We start from the raw sequence: 24,259 nt of genomic DNA, 5'->3' as shown, positions 1-24,259 counted from the left end.
CAACATCCCATATCGAGAGCAACCTTTTCCTACAGTTGGGCAGTATATAGAGGCTAACCGCCAGCGACGACCGTGCATTGGTGAATATCTGTAGGGATTTTGTACCGCTATCGGTAGGACTCGGCAATTTGCTATCTTCGCCCGTCTCCGTAATCCAGAAGCCGCACCGCATGCGGCCTGCATGTCCTACAAAGAGAACAACAGCATGACTTCCGTGCCGAGCAGTATCGAGCAGCCCTCACGGCCACTGACCCGCAGTGACTACAAGACCCTTTCGTTGTCTGCCCTGGGCGGCGCGCTGGAGTTCTACGACTTCATCATCTTCGTGTTCTTCGCCACGGTGGTCGGCAAGTTGTTCTTCCCCGCAGACATGCCCGAGTGGCTGCGCCTGATGCAGACCTTCGGCATCTTCGCCGCCGGCTACCTGGCGCGCCCGCTGGGCGGGATCATCATGGCGCACTTCGGCGACCTGCTCGGGCGCAAGAAGATGTTCACCCTGAGCATCTTCATGATGGCCCTGCCGACGCTGATCATGGGCCTGCTGCCGACCTATGCGCAGATCGGCCTGTGGGCACCGCTGCTGTTGCTGCTGATGCGCGTCATCCAGGGCGCGGCGATCGGTGGCGAGGTGCCGGGCGCCTGGGTGTTCGTCTCCGAGCACGTGCCGGCGCGCAATACCGGCTATGCCTGCGGCACGCTGACCTCGGGGCTGACCGCCGGGATCCTGCTCGGCTCGCTGGTGGCTACGCTGATCAACAGCCTGTACAGCGCCGAGGAAGTCGCCGACTACGCCTGGCGTATCCCGTTCCTGCTGGGTGGGGTATTCGGCCTGTTCTCGGTCTACCTGCGCCGCTGGCTGCACGAGACCCCGGTGTTCGCCGAGATGCAGCAGCGCAAGGCCCTGGCCGAGGAGCTGCCGCTGCGCGCGGTGCTGCGTGACCACCGTGGCGCGATCATCCTGTCGATGCTGCTGACCTGGATGCTCTCGGCCGGCATCGTGGTGGTCATCCTGATGACCCCGGCGCTGCTGCAGAGCGTCTATCACGTCAGCCCCACAGACTCGCTCAAGGCCAACAGCCTGGCGATCGTTCTGCTGAGCGTGGGCTGCATCGTCTCGGGCCGCCTGGCCGACCGCTTCGGCGCCGGCCGCGTGTTCATCCTCGGCAGCCTGGCCTTGCTGGCCACCTCCTGGGCGTTCTACCACAGCCTGGCCAATCACCCGGAGCTGCTGTTCCCGCTGTATGCCGTGACCGGCCTGTGCGTGGGCGTGATTGGCGCGGTGCCGTACGTGATGGTCAAGGCGTTCCCGCCGGTGGTGCGTTTCAGTGGTCTGTCGTTCTCCTACAACGTGGCCTACGCGATCTTCGGTGGCCTGACGCCGATGGTGGTGACTGCGCTGCTCAAGTTCAGCCCGATGGCGCCTGCCTACTATGTGGCGGGATTGTGCGTGCTTGGGTTGCTCATTGGGATTTATCTGCGCGTCAACAAGCGCTGATCCCGACACCCGAACAGACACCTGAGCGGCCTTGTGCCGCGAAAGGCCATCCTCGAATCCCGATGATGGCCTTTCATCCAATTGTCACATTGCGGACATATCGTATTCATGCGGCCTGCAGATACTGGGCCCCGTTCCATCCAACACCCCATATTCCTGCTAGGAGCAAGGCATGAAACTGAAGCGTTTGATGGCGGCCCTCACCTTTGCTGCCGTGGGCGTTGCGACCGCCAACGCGGTAGCCGCCGTCGACCCGTCGATCCCGACCTACACCAAGACCACCGGTGTTTCGGGCAACCTCTCCAGCGTCGGTTCCGATACCTTGGCGAACCTGATGACCTTGTGGGCCGAGGCCTACAAGAAGGAATATCCGAACGTAAACATCCAGATCCAGGCGGCCGGCTCCTCCACCGCGCCACCCGCGCTGACCGAAGGCACCGCCAACCTGGGCCCGATGAGCCGCAAGATGAAGGACGTCGAGCTGCAGGCCTTCGAGCAGAAGTACGGCTACAAGCCGACCGCCATCCCGGTCGCCGTCGACGCCCTGGCCGTGTTCGTGCACAAGGATAACCCGATCAAGGGCCTGACCATGGCCCAGGTCGATGCCATCTTCTCGTCCACCCGCCTGTGCGGCGCCAAGGCCGAAGTCAAGACCTGGGGCGACCTGGGCGTGACCGGCGACCTGGCCAACAAGCCGGTGCAACTGTTCGGCCGCAACTCGGTATCGGGCACCTACGGCTACTTCAAGGAAGAAGCCCTGTGCAAAGGTGACTTCAAGGCCAACGTCAACGAACAACCTGGCTCGGCCTCGGTGGTGCAGTCGATCAGTTCCTCGCTGAACGGCATCGGCTATTCGGGGATCGGCTACAAGACTGCCAGCGTGAAGACCGTGGCCCTGGCCAAGAAAGAAGGCGGCGAGTTCGTCGAAGACAACGAAGCCAACGCCCTGAACGGTTCGTACCCGCTGTCGCGCTTCCTGTACGTCTACGTCAACAAGGCGCCGAACAAGCCGCTGGCCCCGCTGGAAGCCGAGTTCGTCAAGCTGGTGCTGTCGCAGGCTGGTCAGCAGGTCGTGGTGAAGGATGGCTACATCCCACTGCCGGCCAAGGTGGTCGACAAGACCCTGGCCGACCTGGGCCTGTCGCACGCGGGTAACGTTGCAAAGCAGTAAATGAATGAAGAAGGCGGCCGGCAATAGGCCAGCCGCCTTCTGGTATTTTTCAGTCCGAGGCCAGGTGATATGGGCCTCGGGCTTTGTCGCGTCACCACTTTGTCATGTTTTTGTCATACGGGACCGCTAGGGTGTGCGCATGAATGATCTGGCCAACTCCACAATGACCCATAATTCCCCGCCCGAGCGGATCGATTTCAACACCCCCGAGCTGCAACGCAAGCGCCGCATGCGTGCCCTCAAGGATCGCCTGACCCGCTGGTACGTACTGGTGGGCGGGCTGGGCGTGCTGGCGGCCATCACCCTGATCTTCTTCTACCTGGCCTACGTGGTACTGCCGTTGTTCCAGGGCGCCGAACTGACCAGCAAGAAGGTCCTGGAGCCGACCTGGCTGCAGCAGGATGCCGGCAAGCCGCTGATGATCGCCCTGGAAGAGCAGAACCTGGTCGGCATGCGTGTGTCGGACAAGGGCCAGGCAGTGTTCTTCGATACCAAGAGCGGGGCCGAGCTCAAGCGTGTCGGGCTGCCGCTGCCGGCGGGCACCCAGGTCAGCTCGATCGGCACCGACCAGCCGGGTAGCCCGTTGGTGGTGCTGGGCCTGAGCAACGGCCAGGCGCTGGTGTTCCACCACACCTACAAGATCACCTACCCGGACAACAAGAAGACCATCACCCCCGGCATCGACTACCCGTACGGTGAGCAGCCGTTCGTGCTCGACGAGCAGGGCCGTGCGCTCGAGCACGTCAGCGTCAACCTCAATGGCGAGACCCTGGTGCTGGCCGGTTCTACCGGTGCCCAGTTGCAGGTACTGCAGCTGTCGAGCAGCGAGAACATGCTGACCGGCGAGACCACCACCGAGCAGAACCGTATCGAGCTGCCGCAGATGACCCAGGTGGTGAAGAACATCTTCATCGACCCGCGTCAGCAGTGGCTGTACGTGATCAATGGTCGCGCCACCGCCGATGTGTTCAGCCTGCGCGACAAGAGCCTCAATGGCCGCTACAAGTTGTCTGAAAGCGCCGATACCGAAGTGACCGCCAGTGGCCAGCTGGTGGGCGGTATCTCGCTGATCATCGGCGACTCCAAGGGCGGTCTGGCCCAGTGGTTCATGGCCCGCGACCCCGATGGCGAGTCGCGCCTCAAGCAGATCCGCACCTTCCAGCTGGGCAAGGCGCCGATCGTGCAGATCGACGCCGAAGAGCGCCGCAAGGGCTTCATCGCCCTCGACAGCGCCGGCCAGTTGGGCGTGTTCCACAGCACCGCGCACCGCACCCTGCTGGTCGAACCGGTCGCCGACGGCGCGGGCGTGCTGGCCCTGTCGCCGCGCGCCAACCGCATCATCATCGAGCAAGGCGGCAAGCTGCTGCCGCTGAGCCTGCGTAACCCGCACCCGGAAATCTCCTTCAGCGCGCTGTGGGGCAAGGTCTGGTACGAGAACTACGACGAGCCCAAGTACGTCTGGCAGTCGACTGCCTCGAACACCGACTTCGAGCCCAAGCTGAGCCTGTCGCCGCTGACCTTCGGCACCCTCAAGGCAGCGTTCTACGCGATGATCCTGGCGGCTCCGCTGGCCATCGCCGCAGCCATCTACACCGCCTACTTCATGGCCCCGGGCATGCGCCGCAAGGTCAAGCCGGTGATCGAGCTGATGGAGGCGATGCCGACGGTGATCCTCGGCTTCTTCGCCGGCCTGTTCCTGGCGCCGTACCTGGAAGGCCACCTGCCTGGTGTGTTCAGCCTGTTCGTGCTGCTGCCGTTCGGTATTCTCCTGGCCGGCTTCGCCTGGAGCCGCCTGCCCGAGTCGATCCGCCTGCGCGTGCCGGATGGTTGGGAAGCGGCCATCCTGATCCCGGTGATACTGTTCACCGGCTGGTTCGCGCTGACCCTGAGCCCGCACATGGAAAGCTGGTTCTTCGGCGGCGACATGCGCCTGTGGATCACCAACGACCTGGGCATCACCTACGACCAGCGCAACGCCCTGGTGGTGGGCATCGCCATGGGCTTCGCGGTCATCCCGAACATCTATTCGATCGCCGAGGACGCCGTGTTCAGCGTGCCGCGCAGCCTGACCCTGGGTTCGCTGGCGCTGGGCGCGACCCCCTGGCAGACCCTGACCCGCGTGGTCATCCTCACCGCCAGCCCGGGGATTTTCTCGGCGCTGATGATCGGCATGGGCCGCGCCGTGGGCGAGACCATGATCGTGCTGATGGCCACCGGCAACACCCCGGTGATGGAGTGGAACCTGTTCGAAGGCATGCGCACCCTGGCCGCCAACGTGGCCGTGGAAATGCCCGAATCGGAAGTCGGCGGCAGTCACTATCGCGTGCTGTTCCTCGCCGCCCTCGTGCTGCTGATGTTCACCTTCGTCATGAACACCTTGGCCGAGCTGATTCGCCAGCGTCTGCGCAAGAAATACTCGTCGCTTTGATAGAAAGGTAGAGATCCGTGAAAAAGGATTCCCTCAAGGGCTGGTTCAAGAGCGGCGCACCTGGTGTCTGGGTCAGCGGTGGCGCAGTGGCCATGGCGGTGATCATGACCGTGGGCCTGCTGGCGGTGATCGCCGTGCGCGGCCTGGGCCACTTCTGGCCGGCCGACCTGATCCAGGCCACCTACAAGGTGCCGGGCCAGGCCGACCACGTGGTGATCGGCGAGGTGGTGCAGAAGGAAGAAGTGCCCCGTTCCCGGCTCAAGGGCGCCGGCTTGCCGGTGCCGGACGAAGGCCCGGAATTCATGACCCGCGAGCTGGTCAAGGTCGGCAACCGCGACCTCAACGGCAGCGACTTCACCTGGGTGGTGGGCGACTGGCTGGTGGACGAACAGCATCCGGTCGAGCTGATGGCCCTGGAGCGCCGCGAGTGGGGCAACTTCTACGGCTACCTGGTGAGCGTCAAGGAAAACGGCCGAGTGGTGGCCGAGGGCGCCGGCGCCTGGAGCGAGCTGCGTGCCCGCCTCAAGCGGGCCAGCCAGCTCAACGACCAGTTGCAGCAGCTGGAGAAGAAAGACATCGGCGCCATCAACCATGGCCTCGAGCGCCTGCGTCTGCATGCCCGCAAGCTGGAGCTGGATGGCAAGCTGGACGCCGTCGCCCAGGCCGACATGGACGCCGAGCGGGCCGAGCTGACCAGCCGCTACAAAGCCATCGAGGACCGCCTCCTGGGCCTGCACCAGGACTTCGCCCGCGACAGCCTGGTGGCCCGCGACGGCAATGGCCGCGAGGTGGAAATCAACCTGAGCAAGGTGGTGCATGCCATCCAGCCGAACGGCATGTCCACCTTCGCCAAGCTGGGCACCTACTTCGCCAAGGTCTGGGAATTCCTCAGTGACGACCCGCGTGAAGCCAATACCGAGGGCGGTATCTTCCCGGCCATCTTCGGTACGGTGATGATGACCTTGATCATGGCCGTGATCGTCACCCCGTTCGGCGTGCTGGCCGCGGTGTACCTGCGCGAGTACGCCAGGCAGGGGCCGGTGACCCGCCTGATCCGCATTGCGGTGAACAACCTGGCGGGGGTGCCGGCGATCGTCTACGGCGTGTTCGGCCTGGGCTTCTTCGTCTACGTGCTGGGCGGCTCGATCGACCGGCTGTTCTTCCCCGAGGCACTGCCGGCGCCGACCCTGGGCACTCCTGGCCTGCTGTGGGCGTCGCTGACCCTGGCGCTGCTGGCCGTGCCGGTGGTGATCGTGGCTACCGAAGAAGGCCTGGCGCGCATTCCGCGGACCATTCGCGAAGGCTCGCTGGCACTGGGCGCGACCAAGGCCGAGACCCTGTGGAAAATCGTCCTGCCGATGGCCAGCCCGGCGATGATGACCGGCATGATCCTCGCAGTGGCCCGCGCTGCGGGTGAAGTGGCGCCGCTGATGCTGGTGGGGGTGGTGAAGCTGGCGCCGTCGTTGCCGCTCGATGGCAACTACCCGTACCTGCACCTGGACCAGAAGATCATGCACCTGGGCTTCCACATCTACGACGTCGGCTTCCAGAGCCCCAACGTCGAGGCCGCGCGACCGCTGGTGTACGCCACCGCATTGTTGTTGGTACTGGTGATCGCCACCCTCAACCTCTCGGCGGTGTGGATCCGTAACCACCTGCGCGAGAAGTACAAGGCCCTCGACAGCTGAACCTGATTGCAAGCGCGCCGTCGCATACCGGACGGCCCTTTGAAACGAATAGATAGCGTATGGAGTTGACCATGCAGCAAGATTCCCACACCCGCGGCATCGACATGTCTGCCCTGGGTCGCGACAAGCAGGGCCTGCGCCTGGCCGAGGAAACCGTGGCCATCGAAGTGCCGGGCCTGTCGCTGTTCTATGGCGACAAGCAAGCCCTGTTCGATGTGCAGATGAACATCCCCAAGCAGCGCGTGACTGCGTTCATCGGCCCGTCCGGTTGCGGCAAGTCGACCTTGCTGCGCACCTTCAACCGCATGAACGACCTGGTCGATGGCTGCCGCGTGAAAGGTGCCATCAACCTGTATGGCAACAACATCTACCGCAAGGGCGAGGACGTGGCCGAGCTGCGTCGTCGCGTCGGCATGGTGTTCCAGAAGCCCAACCCGTTCCCCAAGACCATCTACGAGAACGTGGTCTATGGCCTGCGCATCCAGGGCATCAACAAGAAGCGCGTGCTGGATGAAGCCGTGGAATGGGCACTCAAGGGCGCGGCGTTGTGGGACGAGGTCAAGGACCGCCTGCATGAATCGGCCCTGGGCCTGTCCGGCGGCCAGCAGCAGCGCCTGGTGATCGCCCGGACCATCGCCGTGGAGCCCGAGGTGCTGCTGCTCGACGAACCGTGCTCGGCGCTGGACCCGATCTCGACGCTGAAGGTCGAAGAGCTGATCTACGAACTGAAATCCAAGTACACCATCGTCATCGTCACCCACAACATGCAGCAGGCGGCTCGCGTATCGGACTACACCGCATTCATGTACATGGGCAAACTGGTCGAATTCGGGGATACCGACACCCTGTTCACCAACCCGGCGAAGAAGCAGACAGAAGACTACATTACCGGTCGTTACGGCTAACGGAGCTCTGCGCAAACGCATTGGCCCCCTGTAGGAGCGGGTTCACCCGCGAAGCAGGCGCCGCGTTGCCTGGCACCGGCCAGGCCGGTGTTCGCGGGTAAACCCGCTCCTACCTGGAGCGCGATGCACGGGACGAGACGAATCAAATGAAGCGGGCAGCAGCTTCGCGGAGCGAACGATGATCAACAAAGAAAGCCTTACCCACCACATTTCCCAGCAGTTCAACGCCGAGCTGGAGGAGGTGCGCAGCCACCTCCTGGCCATGGGCGGCCTGGTCGAGAAGCAGGTCAACGATGCCGTCACCGCGCTGATCGAAGCCGACTCGGGCCTGGCCCAGCAGGTGCGCGAGGTCGACGAGCAGATCAACCAGATGGAGCGCAACATCGACGAGGAGTGCCTGCGCATCCTCGCCCGTCGCCAGCCGGCTGCCTCCGACCTGCGGCTGATCATCAGCATCTCCAAGTCGGTGATCGACCTCGAGCGCATCGGCGACGAGTCGACCAAGATCGCCCGCCGTGCCATCCAGTTGTGCGAGGAGGGCGAGTCGCCACGGGGTTACGTCGAGGTGCGTCACATTGGCGACCAGGTGCGCAACATGGTGCGTGACGCGTTGGATGCGTTCGCCCGTTTCGACGCCGACCTGGCGCTGTCGGTGGCCCAGTACGACAAGACCATCGATCGCGAGTACAAGACCGCCCTGCGCGAGCTGGTGACCTACATGATGGAAGACCCGCGTTCGATCTCGCGGGTGCTGAGCGTGATCTGGGTCCTGCGTTCGCTGGAACGGATCGGCGACCATGCGCGCAACATCTCGGAGCTGGTGATTTACCTGGTCCGTGGCACCGACGTGCGCCACATGGGCCTCAAGCGCATGAAGGCCGAGGTCGAGGGCACCGCGGCTGAAAACGCTAATGTTCCGGGCGAACCGGACGATAAATAAGGTTGCTCCCGAGCATCAACGCCCGGCCTTGGCCGGGCGTTTTCGTTTGCGGTCGAGCACTGAGCAGGCACCCGCGAACGAGCACTGAGGTCCCGGCCTGAGCAGGGTTTGGCAAATTGCCATCAGTCGGCGGTATGCTAGTCGGGATCAAGAGGAGTATCGATGAGTAAAGTGAATGTGCTGGTTGTGGATGATGCCCCCTTCATCCGCGACCTGGTCCGCAAGTGCCTGCGCAATGCCTTCCCAGGCATGGTGATCGAAGATGCGGTCAACGGCCGCAAAGCCATGGCCATGCTGGCCAAGGAACGTTTCGACCTGGTCCTGTGCGACTGGGAGATGCCAGAAATGTCCGGCCTCGAACTCCTGAGCTGGTGCCGCCAGCAGGAAGAGATGAAAGCCCTGCAGTTCATCATGGTGACCAGCCGTGGCGACAAGGAGAACGTGATCCAGGCCATTCAGGCCGGCGTCTCCGACTTCGTCGGCAAGCCGTTCACCAACGAGCAACTGCTGACCAAGGTGAAGAAGGCCCTGAGCAAGATCGGCAAGCTCGACGCCCTGGTGGCCGGTGGCCCGGCGCGGGTCAACTCGGCCTTCGCCAATGATTCGCTGAGCGCCCTGACCGGCGGCAAGCCGGAGGCGGCCAAGGTCGCTGCACCTGCCACCGCGGCCAAGCCGCTGATCAACGCCCCGGCGCCCAAGACCGCCGCCGCGCAGGCCCAGGCCGGCCGTGGCCAAGGCCAGCTGCGCCTGGCCAGCGGCACGCAGCCCTGCGTGATCAAGGCCCTGAGCCTGAAGGAAGCCTTGCTGGTGGTGCGCCGTAGCGCCGCGCTGCCGCAGGTGCTCGAAGGTGCGGTGCTGGACCTGGAGCAGGGCGAGAACGCCGAGGTGGCGCGCCTGAACGGCTACCTGCATGCCATCGCCGCGCTAGAGCCCAAGCCCGAGAGCGACTGGTTGCAACTGACCTTCAAGTTCGTCGACCAGGATGCACAGAAGCTCGACTACCTGTCGCGCCTGATCGCCCGTGGCACCACGCAGAAGCACTTCACCCCCGGCGCCTGAGTCTGTAGGAGCGGGTTCACCCGCGAAGAATCCAGCGCGGTGGATGGCACCGGCTGCGCCGGTGTTCGCGGGTAACCGACCAACTGTCATAGCGCGCTGGCAAGGCGCTGCTAGGCTTCGACAGATCGCCACTGTCAAAAAGCCACTATCATGCCCGCCGCCGCCCGCCTGCTGCTGTCCTGTGCCTTGCTCACGGCCTCGGTGCCGAGCCTGGGCATGACCGTCTTCACCACCACCGACACCTTCGGCGTGATGTCCTATTCCTACCGCCCCAGCCCCGGTGCCCGGGCGGCAGTGCTGGGCGACCCGGGCCTGGCGCCATTCCCGCATGCCTACCGCTACCCGTTTCCCTGGCGTGGCGGGCCGTTTCGTCTGAGCCAGGGGCCCAATGGCCGCTTCAGCCACAGTGGCCCCAAGGGCCGCTACGCCATGGACATCGCCATGCCCGAAGGCACGCCGATCGTCGCGGCGCGCGAAGGCGAGGTGGTGGAGGTGGAGAACCGGCAATGGGGCAGGCGTGGCAACCCGGCGGGCAATTTCATCAGGATCCGCCACCCGGACGGCACCTACGGCGGCTACATGCACCTGCAGCGTGGCTCGGTACTGGTGCGCAAGGGCCAGCGCGTGGTACGCGGCCAGCCGCTGGCGAAGTCGGGTAACACCGGCAACAGCAGCGGGCCGCACCTGCACTTCGTGGTCCAGCGCAGCGCAGGGGAAGACTACGTGTCGATCCCCTACCAGTTCGACAGGCCGCTGGGTGGCCTGCCGGACTTCACTGCCGGCAACCCGTGACGGTGCTCAGTCGAGCTTGAGCACCTTGGCCAGGACGATCTTCGGCCCTTTCATCTTCTTGATGATGATCCGCAGGCCTTCGACTTCCAGCACTTCCTCTTCCTCGGGCACCCGCTTGAGGGTCTCGTAGACCAACCCTGCCAGGGTTTCCGCCTCGATGTGGTCGAGGTCGATGCCGAGCAGGCGCTCGACCTTGAACAACGGCGTATCACCGCGCACCAGCAGCTTGCCGGGTTGGTAGGCGAGGATGCCGCGCTCGGTCTTGCGGTGTTCGTCCTGGATGTCGCCGACCAGCACCTCCAGCACGTCTTCCATGGTCAGGTAGCCGATCACCTTGCCGTCGGCCTCCTCGACCAGCACGAAGTGCGCGCCACCCTTGCGGAACTGCTCCAGCAACTGAGCCAGCGGCATGTGCCGAGAGACTCGCTCCAGCGGGCGGGCCAGGTCGTCGAGGTCGACGGTCTGCGGCAGGTGCTCCAGCTCGGCCAGTTCCAGCAGCAGGTCCTTGATGTGCAGCAGGCCGGTGAATTCCTCGCGCTCGGCGTCGTACACCGGGTAGCGGCTGAACTTGTGGCGACGGATCAGGGCGAGGATGTCCCGCAGCGGGGCATGGGCGTCGATACTGACCATGTCTTCGCGCGAGTTCGCCCAGTCGACCACTTCCAGTTCGCCCATCTCCACGGCCGAGGCCAGCACGCGCATGCCCTGGTCGCTTGGGTCCTGGCCACGGCTGGAGTGCAGGATCAGCTTGAGCTCTTCACGGCTGTAGTGGTGTTCGTGGTGCGGGCCGGGCTCGCCCTGGCCGGCGATGCGCAGGATGGCGTTGGCGCTGGCGTTGAGCAGGTAGATGGCCGGGTACATGGTCCAGTAGAACAGGTACAGCGGCACCGCTGTCCACAGCGACAGCAGCTCGGGCTTGCGGATCGCCCACGACTTGGGCGCCAGCTCGCCGACCACGATATGCAGGTAGGAGATGACGAAGAACGCGACGAAGAACGACACCGCCTTGATCAGCTCGGGGGTGTCCACGCCCAGGTAGGCCAGCAGCGGCTCGAGCAGGTGGGCGAAGGCCGGTTCGCCGACCCAGCCCAGGCCCAGGGAGGCGAGGGTGATGCCGAGCTGGCAGGCCGACAGGTAGGCGTCGAGCTGGTTGTGCACCTTGCGCAGGATGCTGCCGCGCCAGCCGTGCAGTTCGGCGATGGATTCGACGCGGGTGGCGCGCAGCTTGACCATGGCGAACTCTGCGGCAACGAAGAAGCCGTTGAGCAGCACCAGGAACAAGGCAAACAGGATCATGCCGAAATCGGCGAAAACAGAGGCGAGGGTGATACTAGGGGAAGGGTCCATGATGGAGTTTTTACGGGGTCCGTCTTCAGTCAGGGGAGAAAAAAAGTGCCAGCTCTTGCTGGCACGAGGGATCCAATGTAGCGGCTGAGGCCCTTCGCGGGCAAGTGTGGGAGCGGGCTTGCCCGCGAAGGGCTGCAACGCAGCCCCAATCTCACGCCCCGGTGTTGGCCAATTGTGCTGGGGCAAAATGACAGGTAAAGGTGCTGCCATGGCCTGGCACGCTGCTGATCTCCAGGCGCCCACGGTGGCGCAGCAGCACGTGCTTGACGATCGCCAGCCCCAGCCCGGTGCCGCCGGTATTGGAGGCGCGGCTGGAGTCGACCCGGTAGAAACGCTCGGTAAGGCGCGGCAGGTGCTTGGCATCGATGCCGATCCCCGAGTCCTGCACGCTCAGGTGCGCGCCCTGTTCGTCGCTCCACCAACGAATGCGGATGCTGCCCTCGTCGGGGGTGTACTTGACGGCGTTGAACACCAGGTTGGAAAACGCACTGCGCAGTTCCGCCTCGCTGCCTTTCAGGCGCACGCCGGGGGCTGCTTCCAGGCTGATGCTTTGGTTGCGCGAGCCGGACAGTGCCTGGGCATCGCCCTTGATCGACTGCAGCAACGCGTCGACCGTGACCGGCTGGTTGTCCGAGGGGTAGTCGGTAGCCTCGAGCTTGGCCAGCAGCAACAGGTCGTTGAGCAGCGTCTGCATGCGCGAGCCTTGCTGGCTCATCTGCTGCAGCGCCCGGGCCCAGCGCGGGTTCACCTCGTCGACATTGTCCAGCAGGGTTTCCAGGTAGCCGGTGATCACCGTCAGCGGGGTGCGCAGTTCGTGGGAGACGTTGGCGACGAAGTCCTTGCGCATTTGCTCGAGCTGATGGATGCGGGTGACGTCGCGCACCAGCATCAGGTGCTCGCTGTTGCCGTAGCGGGTGATGTGCAGCTGCACGCGCAGGCGGTCGTTGATCGGCGAGGGGATTTCCAGCGGCTCGAGGTAGTTCTCGGCCTCGAAATACTCCTTGAAGCGCGGGTGGCGCACCAGGTTGGTGACCGGCTGGCCACCGTCTTGCGGGGTCTTGAAGCCGAGCAGGGTTTCCGCGGCGCGGTTCCACCACTCCAGGTTGCCGTCGCTGTCGAGCATGATCACCGCGTCACGCAGCGCGGCGGTGGACTCCTGTACGCGGTCGATCACTGCCTGCAGGCGGCCGCGCACGCGTTGGTCACGGCGTTGCAGGTGGTAGATGCTGTCGAACACCTCGCCCCACAGGCCATAGCCGTCGGGGGGCGCTTCGTCGGGTTGATGGTTGCGCAGCCAGTGGTGCAGGCGCAGCAGCTGCTTGAGGGTCCAGCCCAGGTAGAGCGCCAGGCCTATGGCCAGGCTCCAGCCGTAGTAACCGCTGACCAGGCCGCCGATCAGGCAGACGGTGATCAGCAGCAGCAGGTGACGAATCAGGGTCGCGTGCCAGTTCTGGTTCAATTGACGGTCCTTGTACAACGGCTTGCAGCTTGGCGCTCGAGTACTCGATCAGCTCTTGGTCGAGAAGCGGTAGCCGGTGCCCCGGACGGTTTGTACCAGATTTTCGTAGACTTCACCCAGCGCTTTGCGCAGGCGACGGATGTGCACGTCGACCGTGCGTTCCTCGACGTAGACGTTGCCGCCCCACACCTGGTCGAGCAACTGGCCACGGGTGTAGGCGCGCTCCTGGTGGGTCATGAAGAACTGCAACAGGCGGTATTCGGTGGGGCCCATCTCGGCCGGCTTGCCGTCGATGGTCACGCGGTGGCTGATCGGGTCGAGCAGCAGGCCGCCGACTTCGATCGGCGCTTCGCTGTCGTTCGGGCCGGTACGGCGTAGCACGGCCTTCAGGCGTGCCACCAGCTCGCGTGGCGAGAAGGGCTTGGTGATGTAGTCGTCGGCACCGACTTCCAGGCCTTGGATCTTGTTGTCCTCTTCACCCTTGGCGGTGAGCATGATGATCGGGATGTCGCCGGTCAGCTCGTCGCGCTTGAGGCGGCGTGCCAGCTCGATGCCCGAGGTGCCCGGGAGCATCCAGTCGAGCAGGATCAGGTCGGGCTTGCGGTCGACGATGATCGCGTGGGCCTGCTGGGAATTCTCGGCCTCCAGGCAGTCATAGCCGGCCATTTCCAACGCAACGGCGATCATCTCGCGAATAGGCGCTTCGTCGTCGACGATCAGAATGTTCCTGCCAACCATGCTCAAAACCTCTCCTGGGATATCGTGTCTTGGCCCGCATTAGATAACGGAATTATTGCAGCTGTGTGACAGAGGGTTGGCCGTTCTGGCGACATTCCATGACTGGGCTAGGCTTCAAATGGCCACCAAGGCAGTGCCTTGAACCCTGATCCCCCAACGCATTCACGGTGATTCCAATGACACGACATACGCTGAGCTGGATGGCCCTAACCGCTGTATTCGCGCTACCGGGGGCGGCGTTCGCCCACCACGCCATGGAAAAGGACGGCATGTGGGTCGACCACGATGGCATGACGCTTTATACCTTCGACAAGGACGCGGGTGGCAAGTCGATGTGTAACGGTGAGTGTGCCAAGAACTGGCCGCCGCTGATGGTCAAGGCCGATGACGAAGCACCCAAGGACAAGTGGACCACGGTCATGCGCGACGATGGCACCAAGCAATGGGCCTATGACGGCAAGCCGCTGTACACCTTCGTCAAAGACAAGAAGGCCGGCGACACCACTGGCGATGGCATGAAGGACGTTTGGCACGTTGCCAAACCATGAGATTGTCGGGGCCGCTTTGCGGCCCCACAATCTTCAGCGCAACGCGTAATCCAGCACCACGCCAATGAACACCAGCAACCCCGCCCAATGGTTGTGCAGGAACGCCTTGAAGCACGACTCGCGGTCCAGCTTGCGGGTCGACCAGAATTCCCAGGCGAAGCACAGCGCCGCCCCCAGCACGCCCAGGTGGAACCAGCCAGCCAGCTCGAAGCGGCTCCCCGCCAGCAACAGGCAGCCCAGCGACAGCATCTGCAGGGCCAGGATGATCACCCGGTCGGCGTCGCCGAACAGAATGGCGGTGGACTTCACGCCGATCTTCAGATCATCGTCGCGGTCGACCATGGCGTAGTAGGTGTCGTAGCCCACCGTCCACAGCAGGTTGGCGATGTACAGCAGCCAGGCGCTGGCCGGCAGCTCGCCGCCTGCCGCTGTGAAAGCCATGGGAATACCCCACGAGTACGCAGCGCCCAGCACCACCTGCGGGTAATAGGTGTAGCGCTTCATGAACGGGTAGCACGCCGCCAGGGCCACGGCGCCGAACGACAGCCACACGGTGCGGCTGTTGGTACACAGCACCAGCAGGAAGCTGACCGCGACCAGCACGGCGAACAGCGCCAGTGCCTCGCGTGGGCGCACGCGGCCGCTGGCCAGCGGGCGATCGGCGGTGCGTTTGACGTGGCCATCGACCTTGCGGTCGGCGAAGTCGTTGATGCAGCAGCCGGCGGCGCGCATCAGCACCACGCCGAGGCCGAAGATCAGCACGTTGGCCAGGGTCGGCGAACCTTGCCCGGCGATCCACACCGCCGACAGGGTCGGCCACAGCAGCAGGTAGATGCCGATCGGCCGGTCCATTCGGCTGAGCTGGATGAAGTCCCAGGCGCGCGGGTGCAGACGGTTGAACGACTTGAGCAGTTGCAGGTACATCAGCGCGTCTCCTCCTTGGCCGCCTGCCACAGCGTGGGCAGGAACACCTCGGCCACCAGCAGCTCCAGGCCAGCGCGCTCGAAGCGCGAGCGCCGTCCCCAAAGCCCAGCATAGGCGGCTTCGGCCGGCAGCCAGGGCTGTGGATAAGTGCACACTTCGATGGGGTGGCGGACGAAGGCCTGGTCGCAGAACAACAGCTCGCCCAGCGAGCGGCTGCCCAGGGTTTCCAGGTCCAGCCCGCCGCGCTCCAGGGCCTGGCGGCTGGCCACGCTGCGGGCGAATACCCAGGGCTGGCCATGGCCGCGCAGGAACACTTCGCGCACCCAGCCTTCGGCACCTGCGGTGATGCCCAAAGCCTGGCATTCGTCGTCGCGCAGCGGCTGCCAACCCTCGAACAGGGGCGTGACGCTGAAGTGGTCGTGGGACAGGCGGGTGAGGCGGCGGGTCAGCGAGCCTTCGTCGAACAGCCAGTCCAGGGTGGACGGGTCCGGTTCGGTTGCCAGCAGTGAATACGGCAGCCACGCGACAGCGGCTGCTTGCGGGGTTTCGTACGACACGTCGGTATGCTTGTGACAGCCAGAGAGGCCGCGAGCTTAGCATGATTGCCCTGTCTGCTTGCATAATGCTGACCTATACGAAAAAGCCAGAGCCTGACCGAGGACCCCACCATGAAAAAATGGCAATGCATTGTCTGCGGCCTGATCTACGACGAAGCCGAAGGCTGGCCAGATGACGGCATCGCGCCCGGCACCCGCTGGGAGGATGTACCGGAAGACTGGCTGTGCCCGGACTGCGGCGTCGGCAAGATCGACTTCGAAATGATCGCCATCGGCTGATCGGAAACCCCATGGATACAAGGAAGCATGGCATGACGTCCCCTGTGGTGATCATCGGTACCGGCCTCGCCGGCTACAACCTGGCCCGCGAGTTCCGCAAGCTCGACGAGCACACCCCGCTGCTGCTGATTACCGCCGATGACGGCCGTTCCTACTCCAAGCCCATGCTCTCCACCGGTTTCGCCAAGCAAAAGGATGCCGACGGCCTGAGCATGGCCGAGCCCGGTGCCATGGCCGAGCAGCTCAAGGCCGAGATCCGCACCCACACCTGCATCAGTGGCATCGACCCCGGGCACAAGCGCCTGTGGATCGGCGAGGAAGCCGTGGCCTACCGCGACCTGGTGCTGGCGCTGGGCGCGCAGACCGTGCAGGTGCCGATCGCAGGCGACGCCGGTGAATCGGTGTTTCCGATCAACGACCTGGAGGATTACGCTCGCCTGCGCGCTGCCGCCGTGGGCAAGCGACGGGTATTGATCCTCGGCGCTGGCCTGATCGGTTGCGAATTCGCCAACGACATGCGCCTGGGGGGCTTCGAGGTGGATGTGGTGGCGCCTTGTGAACAGGTCATGCCGACCCTGTTGCACCCGGCAGCCGCCGCCGCCGTGCAGGCCGGCCTGCAGGGCTTGGGCGTGCGTTTTCACCTGGGGCCGGTGTTGGCTCGCCTGCAACAGGCCGAGGATGGGCTGCAGGCGCACCTGTCCGATGGCCGTGTGATCGCCTGCGACCTGGTGGTCTCGGCCATCGGCCTGCGACCGCGTACCGAGCTCGCCGCCGCAGCCGGGTTGCAGGTCAACCGTGGCGTGGTGGTGGACCGCCAACTGCGCAGCAGCCACGACAACATCTTCGCCCTGGGCGATTGCGCCGAGGTCGATGGCATCAACCTGCTCTACGTCATGCCGCTGATGACCTGCGCCCGCGCCCTGGCCAAGACCTTGGCCGGCACCCCCACGCCGGTCAGCTACGGACCGATGCCGGTCACCGTGAAGACCCCGGCTTGCCCGTTGGTCGTCTCGCCGCCGCCGCCGGGCCGTGATGGCGACTGGCAGGTCGAAGGGCAGGGCAGTGACCTCAAGGTGCTCTGCCACGGCCCGGACGGCCAGTTGCTGGGTTATGCGCTGACGGGCACCGCGGTCATGGAGAAGCTGGCGCTGAATCGGCAGTTGCCACCCCTGATGGCGTGAATGGCAGGCGTTCTGTCGGAATTGTCCTGATATTGCCTGCACAATGGCCGCGCAGATACTGGCGCGGCCCCCAAGGGCGTGCCATTCTCAGTCGCGTCTGCCGCAATTTAGAGCCTGCGGCGCCTTGAACGCCGCCCTGCGGGCGGCACGGCAATAACAACAAGAATTTCCGTCAAAGAGGCTTCACTATGCGTAAACCAGAACTCGCCGCCGTCATCGCCGAAAAGGCCGATCTGACCAAGGAAAAGGCCAACCAGGTACTGAACGCGATCCTCGACAGCATTACCGGTGCCCTGGACAAGGACACCGTTACCCTGGTCGGCTTCGGTACCTTCGAAAAACGCCATCGTGGTGCCCGCACTGGCAAGAATCCGCAAACCGGCCAACCGGTGAAGATCAAGGCCAGCAATACCGTTGCCTTCAAGCCAGGCAAGAACCTGCGCGACAGCGTCAACACCCCAACCAAGCCGGCCAAGAAAGGCAAGTGATCGCCTGGCGGACGGGCGCCCCAGGGCGCCTGTCGCAGCATCATGCAGCTAATTCGTACAAAAAAAGGCTAGACTCCGCGCTTCAGTCATTTTTCAACCGAGGCGCGTTGATGAAGTTTCGTTTTCTGCTCTGGGCCATGGGGCTGTTGATGGCCAGGGCCAGCCGTAGCAACCCCGCATTCCAGCAGCAACTCAAGGACAAGGACCTGGTGTTCCAGATGCAGACGCTGGACGGCAAGGTTGCGCGTCATTTCATCGTCAGCGGCGAGCGCATCAGCAGCAAGGGTGGCAGCCATCCCCAGCCGGCATTCGCCATCGCCTTCAAGGATGCCGCCTACGGTTTCGCCACGATGCAGGCCAGCAACAAGCAGCTGGCTTTCATGCAGGGCATTCAGGACAAGCACATCCAGATCAAGGGAAATCCGGCACTGGTGATGTGGTTCCAGGGCCTGATGAAGTACCTGAAACCCAAGAAGAAAGGCTGATATCCCGGGGGCCGCGATGCGGCCCCGGCGTCCTCACTGCGGGGGGTTGAACTGCGAAGCCAGTTCGCGCAGCAGGGCCTCGGCCTCCAGCACCTTGCTCACCACTTCCTCGGCCTTGTCGCGGGTGATTCCCAGACGGTCGAGCAACTCGTCCGGAATCGCCGCCTGCGGGCCGGAGCCGATCCCACGGGCGCGCAGCAGGCGAGTGGCCAGGCATACCAGGTTGGGGAACGCCGCATACTCGCCGTCGTAGCTCGGGTCATGCTGGAAGCGCAGCGCCTTGGACAGCTCCTCCGGCATGTCCCACAGGCTCATCAGCCAGGCGCCGATCTGTTCGCGGCTGATGCCCAGCAGGTGCTGCTCGACGAACGTGTGGCACAGGTGCGGGTTGACTTCCAGGTGCCGGCAGATCAGCGAGAAGTGGGGCGGAAACACGTGCGCCAGCAACAGGTAGCCGAAATTGTGCAGCAACCCGGCGAGGTAGGTCAGGCCCCCTTCGGGGCGCTCGGCACGCGGCATCGCGCGGGTCAGGCCTTCGATCACCGCCGCTGTGTAGATCGATTGTTGCCAGTACGGCGTGGCTTGTTGCGGATGGTCCTTGGGCAACGTCAGGGTCTTGTCCAGGGCCAGGCCCAGGGCCAGGTTGATCACCAGGTCGAAGCCCAGCACGCGCACGATGGCGTCCTCTACCGAGCGGATCTTGCCGGGCGAGGCGTAGTAGGGCGAGGCTGCCCAGCTGACCACCTGGGCAGCCAGTGCCGGGTCGGTCTCGACCACGCCGGTGATGTCGTCGATGCTGGCATTGGGGTCGACCCGCAGCTTGATGATCTTCTGCGCGGTATCGGCCAGCGGCGGTATCTCGATGGTTTCTTCCAGGCGCTTCTGGATGCGCCGGGCGGTGAATGCCTGGACCGCCTGGGTGATCTCGCGCGGGTCGTCGTCCGGGCGGTCGAAGTTGGGGCGGATGTCCCGGATCGGCTGGCCGAAGCTGCCGGCGCTGGCCTTGCTGAGCATGTGCTGGAAGTCGGCGCGCTCGATCGCGAGCAGCAGGCCGGCCTCGCCCGATTCGATCAGCAGGGTTTGTTCCTCGAGCAGCCGGGCTTCGTACAGGCACGGTGAACTGGTCAAGGCGGGAATGGCTGGCAGGGCCTTGAGGTGGTGCTTGTCGAGCATCTGCTTCAGGCGCGCCACGGGCACCGCCTTGAGCTTGCGGCCGGTCAACTCCTCCAGACGCTGCAGGTCCAGCAGCTTGCTGCGCGGGAACAGCACCAGCAAGGCGCCGACCTCGTCGTCGAGCAGAATCGCCTGGACCCGCGACGCCGCCGGCAGGCCCGGCTGCTCAGGTACCTCGCGGTAGGCGACCTTGAGCTTGTCGAGCAGCAACCGGATGACCGACGGGGCGTGTGGGGTTGCGGTGTCCAGGGCAACTTCAGTCATGGCCTGTATCCATTGATCGTGTCAAACGCGAAGTATAACCAGCCTGCCCGGCAAGCTGGATGCAATATGCGACCGCCCTCACACTTGGCCATATTGCTGGCCGTGGCGCAGCCAGCGGTCGAGCAGCGGGCTGACGTGCTCGGGCCAGTGCGCCAGCAGGGCCTGGGCGGCATCGCGCACGGCCGGCAGCAGGTCGGCGTCGCGCATCAGGTCGGCGACCTTGAATTGCAGCAGGCCGGTCTGCCGGGTGCCGAGCATCTCGCCCGGGCCACGCAGTTCGAGGTCTTTCTCGGCGATGACGAAGCCGTCGTTGGTTTCTCGCATGATCCCCAGGCGCTCACGGCCGATCTGCGACAGCGGCGGATGGTAGAGCAGCACGCAGTGGCTCACCGCGCTGCCGCGACCGACCCGGCCGCGCAGCTGGTGCAACTGGGCCAGGCCGAGGCGCTCGGGGTTCTCGATGATCATCAGGCTGGCGTTGGGTACGTCCACGCCGACCTCGATCACCGTGGTGGCGACCAGCAACTGCAAGTCACCCTGTTTGAACTCGGCCATGACCGCGGCTTTTTCCGCCGGCTTCATGCGCCCGTGGATCAGCCCCACGCGCAGCTCGCCGAGCGCGCTGCCGAGCTCCTCGTAGGTGCTTTCGGCGGCCTGGCAGGTGAGCTCCTCTGACTCCTCGATCAGGGTGCACACCCAGTAAGCCTGGCGCCCCTCGGCACAGGCGGCGCGCACTCGCTCGACCACCTCGAAGCGGCGGCTGTCGGCGACCAGCACGGTGTTCACCGGGGTACGCCCTGGCGGCAGCTCGTCGAGCACCGAGGTGTCGAGGTCGGCGTAGGCGCTCATGGCCAGGGTCCGCGGAATCGGCGTGGCGGTCATGATCAGCTGGTGCGGGCACAGTTCGCCGGCCACGCCTTTCTTGCGCAAGGCCAGGCGCTGCTGCACGCCGAAGCGGTGCTGTTCGTCGATGATGGCCAGGGCCAGATGCTTGAACTGCACCTCTTCCTGGAACAACGCGTGGGTGCCGACCACCATCGGCGCGCCGCCGGCGATCTGCTCCAGGGCGCTGGCGCGGGCCTTGCCCTTGAGCTTGCCGGCCAGCCAGGCGACTTCCAGGCCCAGTGGTTCGAGCCAGCGCTTGAAGGTGATGTAGTGCTGTTCGGCGAGGATCTCGGTAGGCGCCATCAGCGCCACCTGGTAGCCGGCCTCCAGCGCCTGTAGCGCCGCCAGGGCGGCGACTACGGTCTTGCCGGCGCCGACATCGCCCTGCACCAGGCGCATCATCGGCTCGGCCTGGCTGAGGTCGTAGGCGATCTCGTTGGCTACCCGCTGCTGCGCGCCGGTCGGCGCGAAGCCCAGGTTGGCCAGGTACTGCGCCTGCAGGCGGCTGGCTTTGGGCAGCACCGGCGCACGCAGGCTGCGCAGGCTTTCGCGCAGGCGCTGCTGTGACAGCTGGTGGGTCAGCAATTCTTCGAAGGCCAGGCGATGCTGGGCCCAATGCTGGCCTTCGGCGAGTTCGTCGAGGTCGGCGTCGGCGGGCGGGTTGTGCAGGTAGCGGATGGCATCGTCCAACGGCGCCAACTGGTAGTCGCGGGCCAATTGGTCGGGCAGCCAGTCCGGCAGGCTGCGCGGGCCGAGCATGCCTAGGCTCTGCTGGCACAGCAGGCGCAGGCGTTGTTGGGTCAACCCTTCGGTGGTCGGGTAGATCGGCGTCAGTGTCTGCTCCACCGGCGGCGCCGGCTCGTCGCCGTTCAGGGCGCGGTATTCGGGGTGGTAGATCTCCAGGCCCGAGGCACCCGGGCGGGCTTCGCCATAGCAGCGCAGGTGGGTGCCGCGCTTGAGGCCTTCCTTTTGCGCATTGCTGAAATGGTAGAAGCGCAGGCTCAGCGAGCCGGTGCCGTCACCCAGGCGTACTACCAGGCTGCGGCGCTTGCCCATGGTCACGTCGGCGCCGCTGACCACGCCCTCGATCACCGCGTCCTGGCCCGGGCGCAGGGCGCCGATCGGTACCACGCGGGTGCGGTCCTGGTAGCGCAGCGGCAGGTGGAACAGCAGGTCCTGCAGGTTCTCCAGGCCGACCTTGGCGAGTTTCTCGGCCATGGCGTCGCCAACGCCCTTGAGGGCCGTGACCGAGACCTTCGACAGCTCACTCATGGGTCAGGCCGTTTGGTCCACGGGCGGCTTGGCCACCGAGCAGAGGCGGATCGAGTCGGCGAGGATCTCGATGGCCTTCGGCCGCGGGAAGCTGGCACGCCAGGCGATGGCCACGGTGCGGAACGGCGCCGGTGGGGTGAGCGGACGCACTTCGATGACGCCCGGCGCATAGTGGTGGCTGTGCACCGCCGACAGTGGCAGGATCGACACGCCCAACCCCGAGGCGACCATGTGGCGGATGGTTTCCAGCGAGCTGGATTCCACGGTGGTGTGCTTGGCGCCTTCGCCGCCCTTGTTCAGGGTCGGGCAAGCCTCCAGCACCTGGTCGCGGAAGCAATGCCCCTCGCCGAGCAGCAGCAGGCTCTTGTCATTGAGCATGGCGGTGTCGATGGTCTTCTTCGCGGTCCACGGGTGGTCGGCGGGCATCAAGGCGCAGAAGGGCTCGTCGTACAGCGGCAAGGTCAGCACGTCGGCTTCGTTGAACGGCAGGGCGATGATCACCGCGTCCAGTTCACCGTTGCGCAGTTTCTCGCGCAGCACGTGGGTGAAGTTCTCTTCGATGTACAGCGGCATTTGCGGCGCCACGCGGTGCAACTGCGGGATCAGGTGCGGGAACAGGTACGGGCCGACGGTATAGATGGCCCCGACCTTGAGCGGCGCGGTGAGCTGGTTCTTGCCGGCCTGGGCCAGTTCGCGAATGCCCTGGGCCTGCTCCAGGACCTTCTGCGCCTGAGCGACGATGCTTTCGCCGACCGGGGTCAGGCGCACCGCGCTCTTGCTGCGTTCGAAAATCAGCACGCCAAGCTCGTCCTCGAGCTTCTTCACACCGACCGACAGGGTGGGCTGGCTGACATGGCAACGCTCGGCGGCGTGGCCGAAGTGCTGCTCCTGGGCGAGTGTGACGATGTAGCGTAATTCTGTGAGGGTCATAACGTGCGTCCATGAAGTTGCGGCCCCAGCATAGCGGCTGCAATCGATAGACGCACGTTATCAGACTTGCTGTTGTGTGACAGAAACAAAAGCGTCAGCGACGGTCCAGCGAGTAGACGAACGGCGCTACCACTTCGATCGTGCCATTGGTCAGCAGCTCGGGCGGCGGCTTCGGCACGGTACCGGCACGGCGGATCATCTCCATCGTGGCGCGGTCCAGCGCGGCGCTGCCGGAACCCCCGGCCATCGAGTACGACACCACCTTGCCTTCGGCGTCGACCACGAAGCGCAGCCGGTTGATGCCTTGCAAGCCACGACGGCGTGCGTCTTCCGGGTAACGCTTGTATTTCGCCAGGTGGCGCAGCAGATCGCTCTGCCAGGTCGGCAGGGCCTTGCTGTTGGACGCGATGCTCGGCGCCGGCGCCGCGGACTTCTGCGGGGGCTCGTTGCTGGGCGGTGCGTCGACCACATCTTCGGTCGGTGGCGCTTCCTTCGGCGGCTCAGGCTTTTTCTCAGGCTTGGGCGGCTGGGGCTTGGCCTTGGGCTTGGGCGGCTTGGGGATGGCGATCTTGGGTTTCGGGGCTTCCACCAGCTTGGGCAACGGCGGTTCTTCGACCGGTGCCGGTGGCTGTGGGGCCGCTTTCGGAGGTGGCGGTGGCGCCGGTTCCGGCAGCGGTGCCAGTTCGACCATCATGGCTGCCGGGGGCAGCTCGACGGCTTGTGGCACCGACCAGTTGAGCGTCAGCAGCACAGCGACGGCATGGACACCCAGCACGAGCGCCAGGCTGCCGCTGTAACGCGCCAGATTGTGCCGCGTCTTCGTCATTTCTTCGCTGCCGTCTCGAGACCTACCAGACCGACCTTGAGGTAGCCGGCCGCGCGCATGTTGTTCATCACTTCCATCAGGTCACCGTAATCCACGCCCTTGTCGGCCTGGAAGAAGATGGTGGTTTCCTTGTCGCCCTTGGTCTTGGCGTCGAGCATCGGGCCAAGCTGGTCGGGGGCAGGCACCTGATCGTCGCCGACGTACAGCTTCTGGTCGGCCTTGACGCTGACGAACACGGGTTTCTCAGGCCTCGGCGCCGGCTTGGCGGTCGAGGCCGGCAGGTCGACCTTGATGTCGACCGTGGCCAGAGGGGCTGCGACCATGAAGATGATCAGCAGTACCAGCATCACGTCGATGAACGGCGTGACGTTGATTTCGTGGTTCTCGGCGAGGTCATCGCCACCTTCGTTGAGATGCAGGCCCAT

At 64.8% G+C, this 24,259-nt stretch carries 23 protein-coding genes; 13 read left to right on the top strand and 10 right to left on the bottom strand.

All coding sequences use genetic code 11. The features are described from left to right. Positions 1-205 precede the first annotated feature (205 nt). The 8 genes from IAE37_RS02865 (at position 206) to IAE37_RS02830 (ending at position 10,478) form a co-directional block, all read left to right on the top strand. Entirely contained in the window at positions 206-1,495 is a 1,290-nt protein-coding gene (locus IAE37_RS02865) for an MFS transporter (protein WP_201168849.1), read from the top strand. Between the two features lie 172 nt (positions 1,496-1,667). Next, the gene (locus IAE37_RS02860; RefSeq protein WP_201168847.1) at positions 1,668-2,666 is read left to right on the top strand and encodes a phosphate ABC transporter substrate-binding protein PstS; all 999 of its coding nucleotides are present in this window, start codon (positions 1,668-1,670) and stop codon (positions 2,664-2,666) included. A 139-nt stretch (positions 2,667-2,805) separates the two neighbouring features. Further along, positions 2,806-5,094 carry an ABC transporter permease subunit gene (locus IAE37_RS02855; RefSeq protein ID WP_201168845.1) on the top strand — a complete coding sequence of 763 codons (2,289 nt, stop codon included), beginning with the start codon at positions 2,806-2,808 and terminating at the stop codon, positions 5,092-5,094. A 17-nt stretch (positions 5,095-5,111) separates the two neighbouring features. Further along, the gene (gene pstA, locus IAE37_RS02850) at positions 5,112-6,782 is read left to right on the top strand and encodes a phosphate ABC transporter permease PstA (RefSeq protein ID WP_201168835.1); all 1,671 of its coding nucleotides are present in this window, start codon (positions 5,112-5,114) and stop codon (positions 6,780-6,782) included. 71 nt (positions 6,783-6,853) lie between these two features. Then, positions 6,854-7,687 (top strand): phosphate ABC transporter ATP-binding protein PstB, encoded by an 834-nt coding sequence (gene pstB, locus IAE37_RS02845; RefSeq protein WP_201168833.1) that lies wholly within the window; start codon positions 6,854-6,856, stop codon positions 7,685-7,687. Between the two features lie 178 nt (positions 7,688-7,865). Continuing rightward, positions 7,866-8,627: a phosphate signaling complex protein PhoU gene (gene phoU, locus IAE37_RS02840; protein ID WP_201168831.1), complete on the top strand. Its 762-nt coding sequence runs from the start codon at positions 7,866-7,868 to the stop codon at positions 8,625-8,627. Between the two features lie 162 nt (positions 8,628-8,789). Then, positions 8,790-9,686: a response regulator gene (locus IAE37_RS02835; RefSeq protein WP_201168827.1), complete on the top strand. Its 897-nt coding sequence runs from the start codon at positions 8,790-8,792 to the stop codon at positions 9,684-9,686. Between the two features lie 150 nt (positions 9,687-9,836). Then, positions 9,837-10,478: a M23 family metallopeptidase gene (locus IAE37_RS02830; protein WP_201168825.1), complete on the top strand. Its 642-nt coding sequence runs from the start codon at positions 9,837-9,839 to the stop codon at positions 10,476-10,478. A 6-nt stretch (positions 10,479-10,484) separates the two neighbouring features. Here IAE37_RS02830 and IAE37_RS02825 read toward each other — a convergent pair whose 3' ends face one another. From IAE37_RS02825 to phoB, 3 genes are all read right to left on the bottom strand, one after another. Further along, complete coding sequence (locus tag IAE37_RS02825; protein ID WP_201168822.1) at positions 10,485-11,825, bottom strand: hemolysin family protein; 1,341 nt, start codon at positions 11,823-11,825, stop codon at positions 10,485-10,487. A gap of 151 nt (positions 11,826-11,976) precedes the next feature. Further along, a complete protein-coding gene (phoR, locus tag IAE37_RS02820) occupies positions 11,977-13,284 on the bottom strand; it encodes a phosphate regulon sensor histidine kinase PhoR (protein ID WP_201168820.1) in 1,308 nt (435 codons plus the stop codon). A 48-nt stretch (positions 13,285-13,332) separates the two neighbouring features. Then, positions 13,333-14,022, bottom strand: a complete 690-nt coding sequence (gene phoB / locus IAE37_RS02815; RefSeq protein WP_133325506.1) for a phosphate regulon transcriptional regulator PhoB — start codon at positions 14,020-14,022, stop codon at positions 13,333-13,335. Between the two features lie 176 nt (positions 14,023-14,198). Between phoB and IAE37_RS02810 the strand changes: the two genes are divergently transcribed. Next, the gene (locus IAE37_RS02810; RefSeq protein ID WP_201168817.1) at positions 14,199-14,570 is read left to right on the top strand and encodes a COG4315 family predicted lipoprotein; all 372 of its coding nucleotides are present in this window, start codon (positions 14,199-14,201) and stop codon (positions 14,568-14,570) included. 33 nt (positions 14,571-14,603) lie between these two features. On the opposite strand, the gene ubiA is transcribed toward IAE37_RS02810, so the two are convergent. Together ubiA and IAE37_RS02800 are read right to left on the bottom strand one after the other, a co-directional pair. Then, entirely contained in the window at positions 14,604-15,494 is an 891-nt protein-coding gene (gene ubiA / locus IAE37_RS02805) for a 4-hydroxybenzoate octaprenyltransferase (protein WP_201168814.1), read from the bottom strand. Next, positions 15,494-16,051, bottom strand: a complete 558-nt coding sequence (locus tag IAE37_RS02800) for a chorismate--pyruvate lyase family protein (RefSeq protein ID WP_201168812.1) — start codon at positions 16,049-16,051, stop codon at positions 15,494-15,496. The genes ubiA and IAE37_RS02800 overlap by 1 nt, the downstream gene beginning before the upstream one ends. A 111-nt stretch (positions 16,052-16,162) precedes the next feature. Here IAE37_RS02800 and IAE37_RS02795 point away from each other — a divergent pair, with 111 nt between their 5' ends. The 4 genes from IAE37_RS02795 (at position 16,163) to IAE37_RS02780 (ending at position 18,484) form a co-directional block, all read left to right on the top strand. Further along, a complete protein-coding gene (locus tag IAE37_RS02795) occupies positions 16,163-16,330 on the top strand; it encodes a rubredoxin (protein ID WP_128321935.1) in 168 nt (55 codons plus the stop codon). A gap of 32 nt (positions 16,331-16,362) precedes the next feature. Continuing rightward, positions 16,363-17,511 carry an NAD(P)/FAD-dependent oxidoreductase gene (locus tag IAE37_RS02790; protein WP_201168810.1) on the top strand — a complete coding sequence of 383 codons (1,149 nt, stop codon included), beginning with the start codon at positions 16,363-16,365 and terminating at the stop codon, positions 17,509-17,511. Positions 17,512-17,699: 188 nt separating this feature from the next. Next, the gene (locus tag IAE37_RS02785; protein WP_201168808.1) at positions 17,700-17,999 is read left to right on the top strand and encodes an HU family DNA-binding protein; all 300 of its coding nucleotides are present in this window, start codon (positions 17,700-17,702) and stop codon (positions 17,997-17,999) included. Positions 18,000-18,109: 110 nt separating this feature from the next. After that, entirely contained in the window at positions 18,110-18,484 is a 375-nt protein-coding gene (locus IAE37_RS02780) for a helicase (protein WP_201168806.1), read from the top strand. Positions 18,485-18,517: 33 nt separating this feature from the next. On the opposite strand, the gene IAE37_RS02775 is transcribed toward IAE37_RS02780, so the two are convergent. The 5 genes from IAE37_RS02775 to exbD form a co-directional block, all read right to left on the bottom strand. Then, positions 18,518-19,921 (bottom strand): aminoacyl-tRNA deacylase and HDOD domain-containing protein, encoded by a 1,404-nt coding sequence (locus IAE37_RS02775; RefSeq protein WP_201168804.1) that lies wholly within the window; start codon positions 19,919-19,921, stop codon positions 18,518-18,520. 78 nt (positions 19,922-19,999) lie between these two features. Further along, positions 20,000-22,078: an ATP-dependent DNA helicase RecG gene (recG, locus tag IAE37_RS02770; protein ID WP_201168802.1), complete on the bottom strand. Its 2,079-nt coding sequence runs from the start codon at positions 22,076-22,078 to the stop codon at positions 20,000-20,002. Positions 22,079-22,081: 3 nt separating this feature from the next. Beyond that, positions 22,082-23,008, bottom strand: coding sequence for a hydrogen peroxide-inducible genes activator (locus tag IAE37_RS02765; RefSeq protein ID WP_201168795.1), 927 nt, complete (start codon positions 23,006-23,008; stop codon positions 22,082-22,084). A 94-nt stretch (positions 23,009-23,102) separates the two neighbouring features. Continuing rightward, the gene (locus IAE37_RS02760) at positions 23,103-23,834 is read right to left on the bottom strand and encodes an energy transducer TonB (protein WP_201168792.1); all 732 of its coding nucleotides are present in this window, start codon (positions 23,832-23,834) and stop codon (positions 23,103-23,105) included. Beyond that, complete coding sequence (exbD, locus tag IAE37_RS02755; protein WP_013974803.1) at positions 23,831-24,259, bottom strand: TonB system transport protein ExbD; 429 nt, start codon at positions 24,257-24,259, stop codon at positions 23,831-23,833. Before exbD ends, IAE37_RS02760 begins: the two co-directional genes overlap by 4 nt.

Source organism: Pseudomonas sp. S31, from assembly GCF_016648105.1.
Lineage (GTDB): Bacteria > Pseudomonadota > Gammaproteobacteria > Pseudomonadales > Pseudomonadaceae > Aquipseudomonas.
The sequence above is the reverse complement of the archived record's forward strand: the minus strand, read 5'-3'. Positions and strand labels throughout refer to the sequence as shown.

Excerpts from the sequence above, each read along its gene's own strand:
- IAE37_RS02825 (WP_201168822.1), bottom strand. The coding sequence starts at position 11,825 with ATGGACCCTTCCCCTAGTATCACCCTCGCCTCTGTTTTCGCCGATTTC.
- ubiA (WP_201168814.1), bottom strand. The coding sequence starts at position 15,494 with ATGTACCTGCAACTGCTCAAGTCGTTCAACCGTCTGCACCCGCGCGCC.
- IAE37_RS02785 (WP_201168808.1), top strand. The coding sequence starts at position 17,700 with ATGCGTAAACCAGAACTCGCCGCCGTCATCGCCGAAAAGGCCGATCTG.
- IAE37_RS02760 (WP_201168792.1), bottom strand. The coding sequence starts at position 23,834 with ATGACGAAGACGCGGCACAATCTGGCGCGTTACAGCGGCAGCCTGGCG.
- IAE37_RS02775 (WP_201168804.1), bottom strand. The coding sequence starts at position 19,921 with ATGACTGAAGTTGCCCTGGACACCGCAACCCCACACGCCCCGTCGGTC.
- phoU (WP_201168831.1), top strand. The coding sequence starts at position 7,866 with ATGATCAACAAAGAAAGCCTTACCCACCACATTTCCCAGCAGTTCAAC.
- IAE37_RS02860 (WP_201168847.1), top strand. The coding sequence starts at position 1,668 with ATGAAACTGAAGCGTTTGATGGCGGCCCTCACCTTTGCTGCCGTGGGC.
- IAE37_RS02765 (WP_201168795.1), bottom strand. The coding sequence starts at position 23,008 with ATGACCCTCACAGAATTACGCTACATCGTCACACTCGCCCAGGAGCAG.
- pstB (WP_201168833.1), top strand. The coding sequence starts at position 6,854 with ATGCAGCAAGATTCCCACACCCGCGGCATCGACATGTCTGCCCTGGGT.
- exbD (WP_013974803.1), bottom strand. The coding sequence starts at position 24,259 with ATGGGCCTGCATCTCAACGAAGGTGGCGATGACCTCGCCGAGAACCAC.
- IAE37_RS02790 (WP_201168810.1), top strand. The coding sequence starts at position 16,363 with ATGACGTCCCCTGTGGTGATCATCGGTACCGGCCTCGCCGGCTACAAC.
- recG (WP_201168802.1), bottom strand. The coding sequence starts at position 22,078 with ATGAGTGAGCTGTCGAAGGTCTCGGTCACGGCCCTCAAGGGCGTTGGC.
- IAE37_RS02835 (WP_201168827.1), top strand. The coding sequence starts at position 8,790 with ATGAGTAAAGTGAATGTGCTGGTTGTGGATGATGCCCCCTTCATCCGC.
- IAE37_RS02810 (WP_201168817.1), top strand. The coding sequence starts at position 14,199 with ATGACACGACATACGCTGAGCTGGATGGCCCTAACCGCTGTATTCGCG.
- phoB (WP_133325506.1), bottom strand. The coding sequence starts at position 14,022 with ATGGTTGGCAGGAACATTCTGATCGTCGACGACGAAGCGCCTATTCGC.
- IAE37_RS02855 (WP_201168845.1), top strand. The coding sequence starts at position 2,806 with ATGAATGATCTGGCCAACTCCACAATGACCCATAATTCCCCGCCCGAG.
- IAE37_RS02795 (WP_128321935.1), top strand. The coding sequence starts at position 16,163 with ATGAAAAAATGGCAATGCATTGTCTGCGGCCTGATCTACGACGAAGCC.
- IAE37_RS02780 (WP_201168806.1), top strand. The coding sequence starts at position 18,110 with ATGAAGTTTCGTTTTCTGCTCTGGGCCATGGGGCTGTTGATGGCCAGG.
- IAE37_RS02830 (WP_201168825.1), top strand. The coding sequence starts at position 9,837 with ATGCCCGCCGCCGCCCGCCTGCTGCTGTCCTGTGCCTTGCTCACGGCC.
- IAE37_RS02865 (WP_201168849.1), top strand. The coding sequence starts at position 206 with ATGACTTCCGTGCCGAGCAGTATCGAGCAGCCCTCACGGCCACTGACC.